Origin of the sequence: Nocardia sp. NPDC056100, from assembly GCF_042266325.1 — a bacterium.
In the GTDB taxonomy this organism is placed as follows: domain Bacteria; phylum Actinomycetota; class Actinomycetes; order Mycobacteriales; family Mycobacteriaceae; genus Nocardia.
On sequence record NZ_JBHJVY010000001.1, the window covers coordinates 2,264,180 to 2,281,177 of the forward strand.

The 16,998-nt window shown below is 67.7% G+C and carries 16 protein-coding genes; 6 read left to right on the plus strand and 10 right to left on the minus strand.

Annotation, left to right across the window (positions count from 1 at the left end):
• Window positions 1-5 precede the first annotated feature (5 nt).
• Complete coding sequence (locus ACFC0O_RS10515; RefSeq protein ID WP_375955531.1) at window positions 6-1,754, minus strand: hypothetical protein; 1,749 nt, start codon at window positions 1,752-1,754, stop codon at window positions 6-8.
• Window positions 1,755-1,863: 109 nt separating this feature from the next.
• On the opposite strand from ACFC0O_RS10515, the gene ACFC0O_RS10520 reads away from it, so the two are divergent.
• Together ACFC0O_RS10520 and ACFC0O_RS10525 are read left to right on the plus strand one after the other, a co-directional pair.
• Window positions 1,864-2,460, plus strand: coding sequence for a phosphoribosylanthranilate isomerase (locus ACFC0O_RS10520; protein WP_375955532.1), 597 nt, complete (start codon window positions 1,864-1,866; stop codon window positions 2,458-2,460).
• A 107-nt stretch (window positions 2,461-2,567) separates the two neighbouring features.
• Window positions 2,568-3,083: a TrmH family RNA methyltransferase gene (locus ACFC0O_RS10525; protein ID WP_375955534.1), complete on the plus strand. Its 516-nt coding sequence runs from the start codon at window positions 2,568-2,570 to the stop codon at window positions 3,081-3,083.
• Window positions 3,084-3,107: 24 nt separating this feature from the next.
• Here ACFC0O_RS10525 and ACFC0O_RS10530 read toward each other — a convergent pair whose 3' ends face one another.
• The gene (locus tag ACFC0O_RS10530; protein WP_375955535.1) at window positions 3,108-4,190 is read right to left on the minus strand and encodes an Lrp/AsnC family transcriptional regulator; all 1,083 of its coding nucleotides are present in this window, start codon (window positions 4,188-4,190) and stop codon (window positions 3,108-3,110) included.
• Window positions 4,191-4,286: 96 nt separating this feature from the next.
• On the opposite strand from ACFC0O_RS10530, the gene ACFC0O_RS10535 reads away from it, so the two are divergent.
• Entirely contained in the window at window positions 4,287-5,693 is a 1,407-nt protein-coding gene (locus tag ACFC0O_RS10535) for an MFS transporter (protein ID WP_375955537.1), read from the plus strand.
• Window positions 5,694-5,704: 11 nt separating this feature from the next.
• Window positions 5,705-6,694, plus strand: coding sequence for an isopenicillin N synthase family dioxygenase (locus ACFC0O_RS10540; protein WP_375955538.1), 990 nt, complete (start codon window positions 5,705-5,707; stop codon window positions 6,692-6,694).
• Here ACFC0O_RS10540 and ACFC0O_RS10545 read toward each other — a convergent pair.
• The 8 genes from ACFC0O_RS10545 to ACFC0O_RS10580 form a co-directional block, all read right to left on the minus strand.
• Entirely contained in the window at window positions 6,691-7,662 is a 972-nt protein-coding gene (locus ACFC0O_RS10545; RefSeq protein WP_375956101.1) for an alpha/beta hydrolase, read from the minus strand. The two genes, ACFC0O_RS10540 and ACFC0O_RS10545, sit on opposite strands and share 4 nt — an antisense overlap.
• A 236-nt stretch (window positions 7,663-7,898) precedes the next feature.
• On the minus strand, window positions 7,899-9,518 hold the full coding sequence (locus ACFC0O_RS10550; protein WP_375955540.1) for a hypothetical protein: 1,620 nt from the start codon (window positions 9,516-9,518) through the stop codon (window positions 7,899-7,901).
• A gap of 283 nt (window positions 9,519-9,801) precedes the next feature.
• A complete protein-coding gene (locus ACFC0O_RS10555; protein WP_375955541.1) occupies window positions 9,802-11,043 on the minus strand; it encodes an MAB_1171c family putative transporter in 1,242 nt (413 codons plus the stop codon).
• Window positions 11,044-11,048: 5 nt separating this feature from the next.
• Entirely contained in the window at window positions 11,049-11,600 is a 552-nt protein-coding gene (locus ACFC0O_RS10560; protein ID WP_375955543.1) for a hypothetical protein, read from the minus strand.
• A 3-nt stretch (window positions 11,601-11,603) separates the two neighbouring features.
• Window positions 11,604-12,059, minus strand: a complete 456-nt coding sequence (locus ACFC0O_RS10565; protein WP_364629061.1) for a hypothetical protein — start codon at window positions 12,057-12,059, stop codon at window positions 11,604-11,606.
• Window positions 12,060-12,236: 177 nt separating this feature from the next.
• Window positions 12,237-13,418: a cytochrome P450 gene (locus ACFC0O_RS10570; protein ID WP_375955545.1), complete on the minus strand. Its 1,182-nt coding sequence runs from the start codon at window positions 13,416-13,418 to the stop codon at window positions 12,237-12,239.
• A gap of 48 nt (window positions 13,419-13,466) precedes the next feature.
• Window positions 13,467-14,210, minus strand: a complete 744-nt coding sequence (locus tag ACFC0O_RS10575) for a hypothetical protein (protein WP_375955546.1) — start codon at window positions 14,208-14,210, stop codon at window positions 13,467-13,469.
• A gap of 66 nt (window positions 14,211-14,276) precedes the next feature.
• Window positions 14,277-14,891, minus strand: coding sequence for an NADPH-dependent F420 reductase (locus tag ACFC0O_RS10580; protein WP_375955547.1), 615 nt, complete (start codon window positions 14,889-14,891; stop codon window positions 14,277-14,279).
• A gap of 115 nt (window positions 14,892-15,006) precedes the next feature.
• Between ACFC0O_RS10580 and ACFC0O_RS10585 the strand changes: the two genes are divergently transcribed.
• Both ACFC0O_RS10585 and ACFC0O_RS10590 read left to right on the plus strand, forming a co-directional pair.
• Window positions 15,007-15,813 (plus strand): DUF1460 domain-containing protein, encoded by an 807-nt coding sequence (locus tag ACFC0O_RS10585; protein WP_375955549.1) that lies wholly within the window; start codon window positions 15,007-15,009, stop codon window positions 15,811-15,813.
• 133 nt (window positions 15,814-15,946) lie between these two features.
• A complete protein-coding gene (locus ACFC0O_RS10590; protein WP_364629047.1) occupies window positions 15,947-16,987 on the plus strand; it encodes a LacI family DNA-binding transcriptional regulator in 1,041 nt (346 codons plus the stop codon).
• Window positions 16,988-16,998 lie beyond the last annotated feature (11 nt).

Sequence of the window (16,998 nt, forward strand, 5' to 3'; positions counted from 1 at the left end):
CCGGGTCAGCCGAGGCCGCGGATGAACAGGGCCAGCTGCCAGGCGCTGTGATCGGGTTGGCCGTCGTTCTGGGTGAGGGCCGCGCCGATGGTGTCGACGTGGTTGTAGCCGGGGAGGGTTACCACGGTGGCCAGGGCCGGGGTGGGAAAGAGGGTTCCGGTGGCGGGCGGGACCGGGCTGTCGCCCGCCCAGGCAACGAAATTGGGCTTGAGGCGGCTCATGCCGTGGTACCGCAGGACGGCGCGGTCGCCGCTGCGAGCGCCACCGTAACCGGCAGCGATATCGGTGATCACGCGCAGCGGGAAGTAGGTCTCCCAATAGCCGCCCGGGGAGCCGGAGGCCAATTGCCTTGCCACGTCACGGATATCGGCCACTTCATGGCCGGGAGCGGTGTAGGGCACGCCGGTGACGTCGTTGTAGTTGCGCCAGGTGTAGAGAGCACTGCGGTCGGTGGGGGCGACGCGACGCTGGATTCCGGCGGTGATGCGCAGGTAGTTGCCCAGCAACGGAAGTTGGGTCAGCTCACCCGGATTCGGGAACGTCTTGTCCTGAACCGGCCCGCCCGCCAGTGCGCCCACGCCCTGTTGGAAGAGGGAGAAGTTGGAAGAGTTGTTGTCGATCAGCACGCCGAGCAGTGCGGTATTGGTGAAGCGGTAGTCGCGCAGGGTGCCGGAGCCGTCCGCACCGCCGGTGGCGAAGGCCGACCAGGTGGGAGCACCGAGCAGATTCAAGGTGCCGTCGATATCCGCATCGTGCGGAAGATGGGACAGCAGTTGGCTTTCGCCGTCGGGGTCCAGGTGCGCGGCGAGTCCGGCCAGGCGCAGCAGGAAGAAGGCGCGGGTGCCCAGGCCGGGGACCGGGCCGAAGACGCGGGGCAGGACATTGACCTTGAATCCGCCCTGTAGGACCGAATCCAGTGGGCCGACAAGGGCATTGGTGATGTCGTGCAGTATCGGGGTGTTCTGCAGCGCGACCGGGTCCGAGGAGACCATGGAGTCCTGCGCGGCGAAGGCGGCGCATTGATCCGCGCCGGGACGGCCGTCGAAATCCCAATCGGAGAAGAAGCCGGTGACCAAGCCGCCCAGTGAGATTCCGGTGCAGACGAATTTGCGCTGCCGATCGGCTAGGGCGGGAATCTCGTGCAGCATCACCTCGTACTGGTCACGCAGGACGCGGTCCAAGCCCATGTAGTCGAGCACGGGCAGATCCGCGGAGGTGCGGAAGCCCGCGAAGCGTTCACCGTCGATGGGCAGGCCGTTGAAGTAGTAGTCGACGGCGTCGAGGTAGTTGCCGGTGCGCAGCGCGTAATCGAAGCCGCGGGTTTCGTCGAGGCAGGCGCTGCGCCGGGCCAGCGCCCAGTATTCGATGCGCTGCCCCTGCGCGATCGCCGAATGCACGGTGTTGAAGGCCACGCTGTCGGAATTGACCGCACCGCCGTGCAACCCCTGCTGCTGGATCACCACGTGCGCGGCGTCGACCGGGTCCGCAGAACCGTCCGCCGGGCGATAGCGCAGGAATCCGACCCGGTCACAGCTCGCCGGATGCGCGGGCGCGTCGGCGGGCAGCGGGAGCGCGAAGCTGACGTAGGAGGTGACGATGCCGTCCCGCGTGGACAGCTCCTGTTCCTGCCGATCGATCGCCGCGCTCACCGGTTCCGGATCGGCGGCGGCCACGCCGGTGACCCCGCCCGCCGCCAGCAGCACCGCCATCAGCGCGCCCGCCGAAATACGCACGCGCCGAACAACTTTGTTCATGTGTTGCACGCTGCCAACGAATTCGGGCGGCCGCCATGGGGAATCCCCCGAGAAACACCCCGCGGCACCCGGCACAGTGCCCAACTCGCGCCGGGATACGGTTTTCGGCATGTTCGTGAAGCTGTGTGGTCTGCGCACCGAGGCCGATGTGGCCACCGCCGTGACGGCCGGAGCCGATGCGGTGGGGTTCGTCTTCACCGCGAGCCCGCGCCAGGTCGAGGTGGAGCAGGTGCGCAAGCTGCTGACCGGGGTGCCCGCGCATGTGCTGTCCGTCGGTGTCGTGCACGGTATCTCGGCGGCGGAGGCGGGCGAGCTGGCGCGTTCGGCGGGTGTGGACGCCCTGCAACTGCACGGGTCGTACGATGCGGCCGCCTTCGCCGAACTCTCCGATTTCCGGCTGTTGCGCGCGACCGCGCTGACCGCCGATACCGATGTGCGCACCGGCGCGTTCGGCGAGGAGTGGCTGCTGCTGGACTCCCCGCAGGCGGGTTCCGGCGAGCGCTGGGATCTCGGCGCGCTGGAGCGGACCCGGCCCAGCGGGCAATGGCTGCTCGCGGGCGGACTGTCCCCGTCGAATGTGGCCGAGGCCATCGCCGCCGCACAACCCTGGGGTGTGGATGTGTCGAGCGGTGTCGAGTCCAGTCGCGGTGTGAAGGATCACGGCCGCATGCGCGAATTCGTCGCGGCGGCCCGCGCCGGTTCCTGAGGTATCGTGGACGCACCGATTGTTCTCGACGATGGCCCCGATGCGCCGCCAAGCATCGTTCCTATGAAACTTGTTTTCTCCCAGGGGAAGAGCGTTCCCTCCCGCCGATGACCGCCGCGCGACTGCGGTCGCGAGGTGAGTTGCGCAGACAGCGGCGGCCGGGTGCGCACGGTTGCTGGAATCATCTGATCGCCGCCCCGCTCTGGCCCAAACACGGGGTGAACCTGGGCACGCTGCTGCGCACCTGCGATGCGGTGGGAGCCTGTTTGGCGGTGCCCCGATTGCCCTGGGTGCCCGAGGCTTTGAGCCGCGGCAACACCCTGCGGCATCACCAGTGTGTGCACTGGGTCGACGGCCGGGTGGACCGCTGGCTGGAACGGCAGCGGGCCGGGTCCGCGGTGGTCGGGGTGGAGCTCACCGATGAATCGATTCGGCTGGCGGATCTGCCGGTGGCGAAGCGGCGGACCGTGATGGTGCTTGGCAATGAGGGAGACGGGATTCCGCCCGAGGGTTTGGAGCTGCTGCACGTGGCGGTGGAGATTCCGATGGTGGGCACCGGATCGAGTCTCAATGTGGCGGTGGCGGGGTCACTGGTGCTCTACAAACTCGCCGGACTGTGTTGAGGCGCAGCGTTTTTCGTACGTCGATCATTTCGCGGCGGAACGGGTGCGAGCCGGGCGAGCGGCAAGTGGTTTCGGATGCGCCAGCTTGCCGCCGGTGGTGCGGGCCCCGGCCTGCTTCAGGCGGTGCAGGACCGGGGAGAGCTCGAAACCGTGAATGCCCTCCAGCGCTGACATTTCGGTGGTCACGTACCGGTAGAGCGCGGTGGTGCTGTCCGTCTGGAGTACGGCGAAGATATTGAACGACCCGGATATGGCCGCGGCATAGGTGATTTCGTCGTGTTCGGCGATGGCGCGGCCGACCGCCTCGAGGTGCGCGGGCGCGACGCGCAGCCACAGGAACGCCGCGGTGCCCGAACCGGCCACGGCGGGCGCGATATCGAGGTCGAAGTACAGCACGCCGCCCGCCCGCAGCGCGGCTATGCGGCGGGTGACGCGGCCGATGCTCATCCCGGTGGCCCGGGCCAGCACGGTGTAGCTGGTGCGGCCGTCGCGGGCCAGCAGTTCGAGCAGGACGCGATCCGACTCTCCGATACGGAGTTCGGCCTCGGCGTATTCCGCTGCGCCGGAACTGGATTCGCCGTCAGTGCCTGGAATCGACTCGCCGCCCACGCCAGCGTTCGCGGCGAATTGGCGGCCACGCCAGTCGATTACATCACCGCGCACGAAGCGGTGCAGGATCATCGCGGCGGTGATGTCGTGCACCGGGGCGCTGCGCTGCAACCGCTGCACCAGGAGATCGTCACGGTCCCGCTGACTGCGCGGGTGCAATGAGAAGACGATCTCCGCGCCCGCGTCGGCGATGCTGATCCAGGCCGCGTCATCGCGTTGGGCGAGTGCCTCGGCCACCGCGAGCGCGCCGTCCGGACGGCAATGCAGGCGAATGATCCAGTCGCTCTCGCCGAGCGCACGGGCGTCGACCGCACCGATCACCCGGACTACGCCGTCCCGGCGCAGCCGCCGGTAGCGCCGGGCGACGGTCTGTTCGGCAACGCCCAGCCCGGCGGCGATATGCGCGAACGGGATACGGGGTTCCAGCTGCAGGGCATGCACGATTCGCGCATCCAGCGTGTCCAGCATGGCGGTTTCAGGCATCGGAGCGGCTGTCACAGCACGAAATGTACGCCGAATCCACTGCCGGGCGACCGAATGCGTCCTCGATTCCGATACTCGACGCCTCATCAATGCTTCGAGAGGACAACGACATTGCGTAAATGGTTACCGCTGCTGACGGTGTGTCTGGGCACCTTCATGCTGCTGATCGACGTCACCATCGTGAACGTCGCACTCCCCGATATGCGGACCGATCTGGACGCCTCCTTCGGTGCACTGCAATGGGTGGTGGACGGTTACGCCCTCGCCATGGCCGCGCTCATGCTCGGCGCGGGTGCGATCGCCGATCTGGCCGGACATCGCCGCACCTATCTGGCCGGGCTGGCCCTGTTCGCCGCGGCGTCCCTGATCTGCGGGCTGGCCCCGAATCCCACGGTGCTCATCGCCGCGCGGATCGTGCAGGGCATCGGCGCGGCCACCATGTCCTGCACCACGTTCGCGCTGTTGAACGCCGCTTACGCGGGCCGGGATCGCGGTGCGGCATATGGCATGTGGGGTGCGGTGGCGGGCGCGTCCTCGGCCATCGGCCCGATCATAGGCGGTCTGCTCACCGAGATCGCGTCCTGGCGCTGGATCTTCTTCGTGAACCTGCCGTTCAGCGTGCTCGCCATCGCGCTGTGCCTGCTGGTGCTCACCGAAGGTGAACGCGCACAGCGCAACCGGATCGACCTGGCCGGTATGGCGATCTTCACCGCGAGCGCCGCCACCGCGACCTACGCCCTCATCCGCGCCAATGAGCACGGCTGGACCAACGCGCTCACCTGGTGGCTGCTGCTCGGCTCGGCCATCGCCCTCGCGGCCTTCGTTGTGATCGAAATCCGCACGGAGCAACCGATATTGAATCTCACCCTGCTCCGCGACCGCTTCTTCACCGGCGTGCTCATCGCGGGCGCGACCCTCTATTTCGCCGCCTTCGCCGCCCTGATGTACACCCAGATCTGGATGCAATCCAGCCTCGGCCTGACCCCCATCGCCGCGGGCGCGGTGGGACTCCCCCTGTCCCTCATGGCATTCCTGGTCTCGGGCTCCCTCGGCAAATACCTGCACGGCGACAATCCCGGCCGGATCATCGGCGCGGGCCTGGCCCTGATCGCCCTCGGCGGCGCGATCGGTGCCCTGCTCGTGCACGGCAATGCGAGCTGGCCCGCTCTCATCCCCGGCTCCCTGCTGGTAGGCGCGGGCGTCGGCCTCGCCACCGCCACCCTCAGCTCGGCAGCCATGTCCGCGGTCCCCTGGCACCGCGCCGGAATGGCAACGGGCGCACTCAATACCGCACAGCAACTCAGCTTCGCCCTAGGCATAGCGGCCCTCGGCGGCCTCTTCACCCACCGCACCCACCACATCCTGGACAACCCCGCCACCACCGCCGCCGGAGTCCAACTCACCCTCGCGGTCAGCGGCGCGATCGCTCTACTCGGCGCACTCCTGGTCCCTTTCCTGATGCGCCGCCCGGCAAACGAATCCGCCAGCACCGCAACCGAACTCGCCGACGCACAGTAGGGATTCCCACTATGAACCGAACCGTCACCCCGGCAGCCGGTTTCGTCCCGGTCATCGATCTCTCGAACCGGCATACCGAACCCGGCCGGCGAGCCATCGCCACCGCCATCGACCGAGCCTGCCGAACCTCGGGATTCTTCAGCATCGTCGGCCACGGCATCCCCGCCGACCTCATCGACCGAATGGTCACCACCACCCGCGAATTCTTCCGCCTGCCCGATCACGAGAAAGACCTGGTGGCGCACCGGCCCGGCGTCTCCGGCTTCCGGCGCATGGGCGGCGCGACCGCGCAAAGCCTCGGCCACCAGACCCCGCCGGATCTCTGCGAGGTCTTCTCCGCGCATGTGACCGGCGATCTGACCGAACCCGAACGCGCTCTGCTGGGCGACTATTGGGCGTCCTGGAAGCTGGCCAATATCTGGCCGCACAATCCACCCGCGTTCGAGGCGATCTGGCACGACTACATGGCGGCCCTCACCGACCTGTCAGCCGACGTAATGCGCCTGTTCGCATTGGCTTTGGACCTCCCCGAGCAATTCTTCGAGGACAAATTCGATCGTCACGTCTCATCGATCGCGGTAAACCACTACTACCCTCAGCACCGCACCCCGCTGCCCGGTCAGCTCCGCCGCGGCGCGCACACCGATTGGGGCAGCCTCACCATCCTGTACCAGGACACCGATATCGGCGGCCTGCAGGTACAGACCGAAACCGGCGACTGGCGGGACGTACCGATGATTCCCGGCGGCTTCATCGTCAATATCGGTGACCTGATGTCACTGTGGACCGCGGGTCACTGGGTCTCCAGTATGCATCGGGTCGTCAACCCCGAATCCGGCAATACCGCTGCCCGCCTGTCGATTCCGTTCTTCTACCTCCCCAACCACGACGCCCCGCTCGATGCCGTCTCGGGCTTCGCCGCGGGCGAGGCTCCCGAGCTGCACGGAACATCCACTGCCGGACAGTGGATTTCACGCAAGATGCGGCAGACCTTCAGCTAGAGGCCGAGGCCGTGGGCCAGCACCGGCCAGGATGCCTTCAACTCGTCGTCCCAGTAGCCCCAGGAGTGGGTGCCGTAGGGGCGGAGGTTGACGGTGGCGGGGATGTTCAGGGAGGTGAGGCGGTCGGCGAGGATTCGGGTGCACTGGTCGGTGGCGGCTTCGATGATGCCGCCGACCAGGACCTGGTTCACCAGCGCGCCCGGGCCCGCGCCGACCAGGCCGCGTCCGCCGGATTTGTCGTAGGGGCCGGGCAGGCCGTTGCCGCTGGAGAGGTAGAGATCGAGGCCGCGCAGGGATTCGGCGTTGAGGTAGGGGTCGTTGGCGGCCCACATGGGGTCGCCGGGCGGGCCGTACATGTTCGCGGCGTCACCGGCGCTGTAGGCGACGGTGAGGCGGACGTACGCCTGGCCGAGGGGGTCGGAGATCTGGGCGCAGCCGCTGTAGGCGGCGACGGCCCGATAGAGACCGGGGCGGGCGATGGGGAGTTGCAGCACCGAGGTGCCCGACATCGATACGCCCGCAATGGCATTGCGGCCGTTCGCGCCCAGGGCGGTATCGAGCAGGGGCGGGAGTTCATCGGTGAGGAAGGTTTTCCATTTGACGATGCCCAGCCGAGGATCCGGATTCCGCCAGTCCGCGTAATAGGACGCCGCGCCGCCGATGGGCTGCACGACATTGACCTGCTTATCGGCCAGGAAATCCGTCGCGTGGGTCTGCCGATCCCAGGAGCCGGGCCCGACACCGCCGCTGCCGCCACTGAGCAGATACAGCACCGGGCGCGGTACGGAGGTATCGGAGGGGCGCTGCACCTCGACGGTGAATTCACTGTCCATCGAGGCGGAGAAGACGGTGATGACCCAGTGCCGGACATCGTCGACGTGAATGCTCACCACGTGCGAATCACCGGGCGCGTTCGTTTCCGGATCGGCGGCGGCCACGGGCAGCGGTGTGATCGACTGCGGCGTCATCGCGGCGACGGCTACGGCCAGGAGTACGGCCGCGCCCCGAATTATCCAGCGAATACGCACGTTCGAGCCCTATTTCTACTGCGCCGCCGCACTCGGAAGCGCCGCGGTGAAACCACCGATTGCCGCCGCCGCCCGCACCGCGATGGGAGCGGTACGGGCGGTGGCGCGGCGAGTCTGGCACCCCGTGGCCAACGGCAGGTTTCGGAGGGCTGTCGCGCAGGGGACGCGCGGAGGTCTCAGGGCTGACAGTTCACCGGGATGGCGGCGAGATCGATGCGGGGACCGCCGGCGGCGAGGCAGGGCTGGGCGATGCCGTCGAGCGTGCCCGGCCCGAACCGCACCGCCGGAAGGGTGTTTCCGCCGCTGTTGCGGGCGTGGATGAGCGAGCCGCCCGCCCCGGCGATGGCGGTGCGGGTGACGCTGCCGCGCATATCGGTGTCACCGATATTGATGATGGCGAGGCCATTGGCCGCCGTACCGGTGATGGAACTGTCCCGAATATCGAAGACCAGTTCGGCGGTGGCCGGGCCGGGACCGGTCGGGGTGTAGCCGATCAGGCCGATCCCGTCGGCGCTGCACTGACCGAATTCGGAATCGGTGACGGTGAGGTCGGTGTGCGCGGTGCGGCCGAAGTTGGTGGTCACCAGGCAGGTGCCGAGATTGGCGGGAATCAGCGGATTGAGCGCCGCCCCCGGAAATGACGAGTGCCGGGCGCGCACACCGTCGAGGGTCAGCGATTGGCGAGCGCCGCCCGGGCTGAGGTTGTAGTTCTCGATCACGTCACCGCTGACATTGTCGAAAGTGCTGTCGGTGACGGTCACCCGGCTCTCGGGCGTACCGCTCGTGGTGACGTATTCGAGTCCGTTGGCGGAGAAATTACCGTCGCCATCGCGGAACTCGTTGCGGTCGACGGTGACATCCAGCCGCGCGCGGCCGAGCGGATTGATGAACACCCCTTCGCTGTCGGCGAGGTGGTTGAGCGGTGAACTCGGCGGCGCGATATCGAGCTGTCTGTTCCCCGACAGTTCGGCCGTGAGCCGCGCGTCATCATCGGCCTGCAACCCCAGCGCGAGGACGGACAGTTTCGCCAACCCGAGGTTGATATCGCGGGTGGTATTGCCGATGACCTGTGCGGTCACCCGGCTGACGCCGTGGGCGCGAATATCGATGCCGTCCCCGCAGGCGGTGTCGTGCACGGTATTTCCCTCGATGCGCACGGTGCCCGCCGCCGTGGCGAAATCGGTCATGATGCCCGCCCAGCCGTTGTTCAGCGTGATGAAGTCCGGCAGCGGATCGATGGCGACCCCGAGCGGAATGGTCGGCGGCAGACTGAACGGGCCGATCATGAACCCGTCCGCGCACTGCTGATTGGTGGCGGACACGCTGTTGCCGCTGATCACCACATCGGCGGCATCGCTGCCGTAGATACCGCCCCGCCGCGCGCCGTCGATGACGAGGTTGCGCACCTGTGCACCGGAAGCCAGGCGCACCGCGTCACCGTCATGCACGCCGGTGCTGTTCGTAATGCGCGGCAGCGGAGCGTCATTCGCCGCGCCGATGACCGCGTCACCGCCGCCGATGAGCCGCTGAGCGGGTTTCAGCGCGATACCGCCGTCCAGCGGACGCACGCCGGTGGCGACCGGCTGTACGACAATGGTGTCCCCGGGCCCCGCAGCCGCCTCGACGCCCGCCAGCGAATCGAACGGCGCGTCCACCGTGCCGTTGCCGCCCGGTGCGGCGGCCGCGCTGACGTACCATGTCGCCGAATCCGGTTGCGCCTGAGCGATTCCCGCCACGTGCGGCGCACAGGCGAGCAGGGCGAGCGCGCAGATGCGAGCGGGGGTGCGATTCTTCATTGTGCTCCGGTGGTGTGGCGCGGTATTGCACTGCACACTTCCAGGCCCCGAGTGCACGGTCATCGGGCAGATTGCCAGGAGAACAGGTGCGCTACCGTGCCCGTGCACAAATGCGGGCACAGCGCCGCAACCGGCCCGCAGCCCGGCTACGAGAACTCGGCGGTGACGGTCGAATATTCGGAACACACTGCGGGTCAAAGCATTTGGACGGGCGTGATGTTCGAGAAGGGGATACCGAACATCACGCCCGCACCGGAAAGGATAGCGGTAACAGGCGATTTCGTCAGGTGCGAGTTGCGTCGCCCACGGCCGCTGCGGCGACAGGATATTTGCGGTATGCCTCCGAAACCGCCCCCAACCAGGTGATTTCCCCCAGGAAGGTGGGCTTGGCGGGCCGGCGAAAGATCTCACCGCGATCGATCGGGGTATCCCCACGCCCGAACGCATCGAGCGCGAGGGCGATGCGCGCCGCCTCGACGACCGCCTCGCGATCCGCGCTTCGCACGTGCAGGCCGTCCACGATTTCGATTGCGCGCGCGGTGATTTCGGGACTCAGGTGCGGTTGCAACAGCAGCAGGCCGTCCCGGATCTCGATGACCCGGCGGTACAGCCGGTCCCGCGCCGCGCGCCGGGTCACCGGTGCGGCCGCCGCCACCTCGGGGGCCGCCGCCCGCAATGCCAGCCACAGCGGACGCAGCCGGGGCAGCGCCCGCGCCCGCTGGATCGCCGCCATCGCCTGCGGCAGCAGTGAGGGGCATAGATAACCGAGCAGCATGATCGCCGCGCCGACACTGGCGAAGGCGGGCGCGATCTCGATATTCAACCGGCGGGCGTCGACTCCGGCCCAGGCCGAGATCAGCGCGGCGATCTTGCCGACGCTGTAACCGATGGCGATCGCGGATCCGGTCACCAGCAGCACCAAACCGCGTCGCAGCCAGGGCTGTTCGCGCACCAGCGGCAGCCAGGTGCGGCACAGCAGCACGATGCGCAGCAGCGACAGGGTGTAGGCGCACAGGTAGATGCCCAGGAAGACGTCGACCAGCGGAACGGTCGCGTAGTGATAGTCGAAGTCGGTCGCGTGCGGCTCATCGTGCACCGGGGCGGCGCAGAACAGCGCGACCATCGCGAGCACGACCACCACATTGACCAGAATCACCCTGCGCGCATTGACATTTCGCCCCGCGATCGGCCCGGCCACCGCCGTGTCCGGTGCGGATTCGGCCTCCGATCCCGCGACGGCGTCCGGTGCGACCAGATAGGTCGTCCAGACCAACTGCGCCAGCGTCGCGGTGGCGATGGCCGAGTACACGATCAGCGTCGCCAGATTCGGGATACCGCTGATCCGGCCGATCCACTCGTAGGTCTGCGGTACCGCCGCCTCGAAACCCAGTGCCGCGCAGGCGATGGCCACGGCGACCGCCCAGCGCGAGGCGAAGCGGGTGCCGCGCAGCGCCAGCATCAATCGCCAGCCGAAGACCAGTACCGCCAATACGCCGACACTGCCGTACACCAGGGCGAAATGCATTGCGATCAGTCGATTCCCGGTCCGAGCGTATCGAGCAGGCCGCGAATATCGGCGGGCGCGTTCTCGGGCAGCACCCATTCCGCGCGCGGCGTCCAGCGGGTGATGTGGTGTGCCATCAGCAGATCCGCGATGTGCTCGGCCTCGCGTTCCTCATGTTCGGCCGAACAGCTGCGCCCGAGCATGCGCCGCACCACGGCGGGATCGATATTGGGTGCGAGCAGGCGCAGCGCGTCCTGTCCGGTCACCGTCACCGGTTCGTGCCCGGCGAGCAGATGCCCGAACTCATGGCAAACGATGTGATCCTGATGCAGTTCGCTGGTATTGCTCTGATAGGCCAGGAAGTCGATATCCCGGGTCACCAGCAGTCCGCCCGAAAGTCCGGCCACCGGAAAGGGTTCCGGCCGCAACCGCAGTGGCCGTCCGCGTCGCCGGGCGAGCGCCTCGGCCAGTTCCGCCACCGTGAAGCGGCCGGGTAGTCCCAGCCCGCGCAGTTCACGCCGCAGCCGCCGGTGCTCCATCATCGGATGCTCAGCGCCCTCCCAGACCGCGATCCGCATGGCTCACAAGTCTTCCCCGTAGTTTTCGGCCTCGATCCGCCGCAGCATATCGAGCATGGCCGCGACCGTCTCGGCTCGGACGGTACCGTGCGCCAGCCCGTCCCGCAGCACCAGTTCCAGGGCCGCCGCATCGGCGGTTCCCTTGAGCGCGTTGATCAATGCGAGTTCGCGGGCGCGTGCGACGGCGAGTTCTGGATTGGTCAGCGGATCGAGGCTGTCCAGGCCGAAGTACCCGCGCAGCGCCTCGAGCGTTTCGAAGGACGGATTGACCGTCTGACCGGTGCGCAGTTTCCACAGATAGTTCGCCGACAGACTGACGCCGGTGGTGTGCTGGATATTCTCCGCCAGTGCCCGATGGGTGATCTCCCCGTCCCGTCCCTGGCCGGTCACGGGCGGATGCATACCGGCGATCAGCGCATTGAGCGCGCGGGTGAACGGATGCTGTTGCGCGGCAACCATTCTGATCTTGTCTCCTGCAGTTGACAGTCGCGGTGACCCTGATCATATACTCATGCCTACTTCGTGATCGCGCACGAGCCGCTGCCCCCGAAGGGGAGGGCATCGACTCCCGTGCGGTTCGTACGCGAAGTCGAATGGGGCGACCAGAGTTGCTCGCCCCATTCATCGCCGATCACCTCATCGGGCCAGCACCGGCAATGTGAGTGGGCCGCGATGCCGGAACCCGCTGCGCCACGGCACATTCTGTTCGGTATCGGCCGCTCGGAGCCGCGGCAGGTGCAGATACAACTCGCCGAGTATCGAGGCCAGCACCGGGCGCAGCAGCGCCGTACCGACACAGGCGTGCGCGCCATGCCCCAGCGCCACATGCGGATTGGGAGCGCGGCGCACATCCAGGGCCACCGCACCGTTCGATTCCACTGTGCCGGTGAATCGTTCGGGATCGTGATTCGCCGAGGCCAGGCAGAGCAGCACCGTCTCGCCCGCCGCGATCGACCGCCCCGCGATCACCAGATCGGTTGTCGCGAAACGAGGACTCGCCAGCACCTGCGGGGACAGGAAGCGCAGCAGCTCATCCACCGCGACCGATCGATCCGCGGCCGACAGCAGTTCGGCGAGTTGCTCGGGCCGGGTGGACAGGGTGAGCACCGCACCGGCGAGCACATCCATCAGCACCTCGTACCAGACGAACAGCAGGTAGAACAGCAATCCTGGCAGTTCACCGGAATCGCCTGCCGTACCGCCGATTCCGGAGCGCACCAGGCGGCCGAGCATGGTGTCGTCCGCACCGTCGCGACCGCGTGCGATGACCGCCGAGATAATCCGCTGCATGGCGGACAGGGTGTCTCGCGCACGCGGCCGGGCGTCCGGGGCCATGGTGGCTTCGGCCCACGCCGCGAGCGAATCCCGTTCGGACTCGGGCAATCCCAGCAGTTCACCCAGAATCACGGCGGGCAGCGGCAGCGCCACCCGCGCCACGAAGTCGAATTCGGCTGCCCCGTTCACCTCCGCCACGCATTTGCCGACCAGCTCCGCGGCCCGCTCGGACCAGTCCCCGGCCAGGCGCAGTTCGCCGACGACCAGGCTGCGCAGCCGCGCCAAATCGCCGGGCTCACTGGATTGGAAGACATCCAGCGGTTCCGGCACCGCGAAGCCCCGATAGTCGTCACCGCGGCTGTACCGCAGATTCGTCGAGAGCCGATCGTCGAGCAATCCCGCGCGGACATCGGCGTAGCGGGTGATCAGCCAGGCGGGCGGACCGTCCGGCGTCGCCACCCGGTGCACGCCCCCGTCGTCCCGCAGCGAACGCAGCACCGGCCAGGGTTCGCGCGCGAATTCCGCATCGAAGATAGTCTGCACCGATCCATCATCGCCCAAGCGGCGCATATCCATCATCGCCCAAGCGGCTCAATGGGTCTCGCGCCAATCGGGCAGCGCGTCCGGATTGGAGCGCAGATATCTGAGCCCCTGTTTCATGTACACCCGCGGATTGGTGTCCAGATGCCGGGCCCAGACGGGTTTCGGATCGCCGCGCATCAGCGTCCAGCAGGCCAGTGCGTAGCCGAACATCGGCTGCGACAGATACCCGAGCCGCTGCGACCGCCAACCCCGCTGATTCTGGGAGAATTGCAGGGCCGCATTGGCATTGAAGACACCCAGGCCCAGGTAGACGGTCACCAGATCGGTGAGCTGTTCACCGTCGCGGCGGTCGCGGTCGATGCGCCGCTCACCCAGCAATCGTTCGTGGGCGAGTTCGTGCGCGATCGCCGCGACCAGGGTGAGCTGGGAGCGCAGCCGTCCCATATCGAGGGAGACCACCGCGCGCCCGTGCTCCAGCCGGTAGTGGCCCGCCTCGCCGTTCGCGGTGCCCTCCAGGAAGCTCATCCCCTCGGGCAGCGGGTCGCGGCCCGAATTGACCTCCACCACAAGGCGATCGCCGTGGACGCCCATGAACTCGCCGACGCTGTCCACCAGGGCGCGGACCTGCGGTTCGGTCCCGGAGTACGGGTCCGGGAACCATTCCGAGGTCGGCAGTACGACGGGCGTGCGCAGGGTGCGCGGGCCGAATTGCGCCGCGCACCAGCTCAGCATTTCCTCGACCCAGAGCCGTTCCAGCTCCCCCACCGGGCAGGTCGGCCTGAAAATACCCATTGCCGCATTATGTCCGGCCTGGCTGGGAGCGCACGCCGAGCCGAATCGCCGCCGAACAATCGCAGGTCAGCGGGTCACCATGCGGAATGCCATATCGCGGCCCAGGTTTCGGCCCATGGCGAGGGTGAGCCACAGCCGCATGACACCGTCGACCAATTCATGGTTCTCGCCGACGTAGACCGGATGCAGGCCGACCGCGGTGATCAACGTTTCGACCTCCGGTCGATCCGATTCCGCACAGGAGAAGAACAGATCCGCCGGAGCGCCGTCGATGATCGGGTTCTCGAAGAGCTCCGCGCCGAGGCTGTTGAACGCGCGGACGTATCGGCAGTCCGGCGCGTATTCGGCGAATATCGCGGCGGCATTGGCGGGGGTGCCCATGACGTCATTGGTGGCGTCGAGCACCAGCTTGCCCGCCAGCGCCGATGCGTGCTCGCGGGCGAAATCGGCGACGGCCCGCGGTGGAATCGCCACCAGCACCGCGTCACCGCCCGCCACCGCATCGGCGACGCTGAAACTGTCCCGCCCCGGCGTGCGTGAGCCGTAGCCGACGCAATGCCCGGCGGATGCGAGCGCGTAACCCACCGCGCGACCCACCCGCCCCGTTCCGATGACCGCGACGCTCACCCGTCGCACCCCATCGGCCCGCAGGCCCGGGCCCTGTAAATAGATGCTGCACATGTGAATAACGCTAGGTCGGAGGCGGGTTCCGGCGCTTCTCGATTCCTGACCGGTCCGGACCCGGCTACGGTGGGGAGCGAACCCGTTCACCGATCGACTGTTTCCCGGAGGCGACGTGCGCACCCTCACCCGCATACTGTTCGTCCTTCTGGTGCTCGCCGGTGGCGCCGGACTGCTGAGTCCCGCCGCCCTGGCCACGCCCGCCGCGACCATCGACGACGCCTCCGCGAGCAAGCTGGACGAGCTGCTGGCGCTGCGCAATTCCGCCGCTTCGGGAGCCACCAAGGGTGATCTGATCAATCTGCTGTCGGCGCGCTTCCTGGGCACCCCGTACGGCGCGAACATGCTGGTCGGGTCGGCCACCCAGCCCGAGGAACTGATTGTCGACCTGCGTCGCGTGGACTGCTTCACCTTCCTCGACTACGTCGAAGCCCTCACTCGCTCCAGCAACCGGGCCGACTTCCTGACCAATCTGACCGAGACCCGCTACACCAATGGCACGGTCGCCTTCGCGAATCGCAAGCACTTCTTCACCGACTGGGCGAACACCCCGCGCACGGCGGCCACGGATATCACCGCGGGGCTCACACCCGCGGCGGTGACGGTTCCCAAGCACCTCAATCTGAAGTCGGACGGCAGCGTGTATCTGCCCGGGCTGCCCACGGTCGATCGCAATATCACCTACATTCCGGCCGGGGCCGTCACCGATTCGGTGATCTCGCAGCTGCGCACCGGCGATTATCTGGCCGCCTACGCCGATCAGCCCGGCCTGGATGTGACGCACGTCGGCATCTTCGTATCGACGCCCAATGGTCCGGTCTTCCGCAATGCCACCTCGCTCGCCGCGTATCAGGTGGTCGACACCCCGTTGCGCGAATATCTGGGCACCACACCCGGTCTCGTGGTGCTGCGGCCCAACTGATCGGCCGTTCGAGGCGCGATTCCACCGGCTCGGTTAGCCACGTGCCGCGCTGCTGAAACGTTTTCCCGAATCCGCTCCGGCGGCGTCCGATTCGCTGCATACTCCTCAATCAACACGAGTTGATCGGGGTCATATGGTCACGCGGCGGGATGTGGCGCGGCTGGCGGGAACGTCGGAAGCCATGGTCAGTTACGTCCTGAACGATGGTCCGCGCGGGGTCGCCCCGGCGACGCGGGAGCGAATCCTGGCCGCGGTCAAGGAACTCGGATACCGGCCCAATGCGGTTGCCCGCTCGCTCAAGACCTCGCGCACCATGACGCTGGGGCTGGTGGTGCCGGACAACTCGAATCCGTTCTTCGCCGAATTGGCCAGGGCCATCGAGGATGTCGCGTTCGAGGCCGGATACACGCTACTGCTCGGCAATGCCATGGACCGGGACGAGCGCGAGGCCGCCTACATTCGAATATTCATCGACCGGCAGGTGGACGGGCTGATCGTCGCACCCGCGCACGGAATCGGCAGCTGGGTCACCGAACTCGCCGGAACCGCCGTGCCGCGACTGGTGCTCGATCGGGAATTGGAACTGCCCGGTGCGGCACATGTACTGGTCGACAATGCGGGCGGCGCGTACGCGGCGACCGAACATCTACTGGGGCACGGGCTTTCACGCATCGGCTGTATCGCGGGGGTGCCCGGTATCCATCCGACCGTCGATCGGGTCGCGGGGTGGCGGCGCGCGCTCGCCGACGCCGGACAGCGGCCCGCCGACGAACTGCTGGTGCACACCGCGTTCGGGCGGGCCGAGGGGTATCGCGCGGGCCGGGCGCTACTGGCCCGGCCGGATCGGCCCGAGGCGCTGTTCGTGGCCAGTGACGAGCAGGCGCTCGGGGTACTGCGCGCGGCGGCCGAATTGGGTCTGCGGGTGCCGCGGGACCTGGCCCTGTGCGCCTTCGACGGTATCGAGGGCAGCGCGTACACGGTGCCCGCGCTCACCACCATGCGGCAGCCCTTCGAACAACTCGGGCGGGCGGCGGTCGAATGGCTGCTCGCCAAGATCGCGGATCCGGGATTGGCGCCCAGCCGGATCAGTCACGCCACCACGCTGGTCGCGCGCGGCTCCTGCGGCTGCCCGGACCCGCTCGGCGGTGATTCCGCGATCAGCGCCGGGCGCTAGCTCCACAAAGA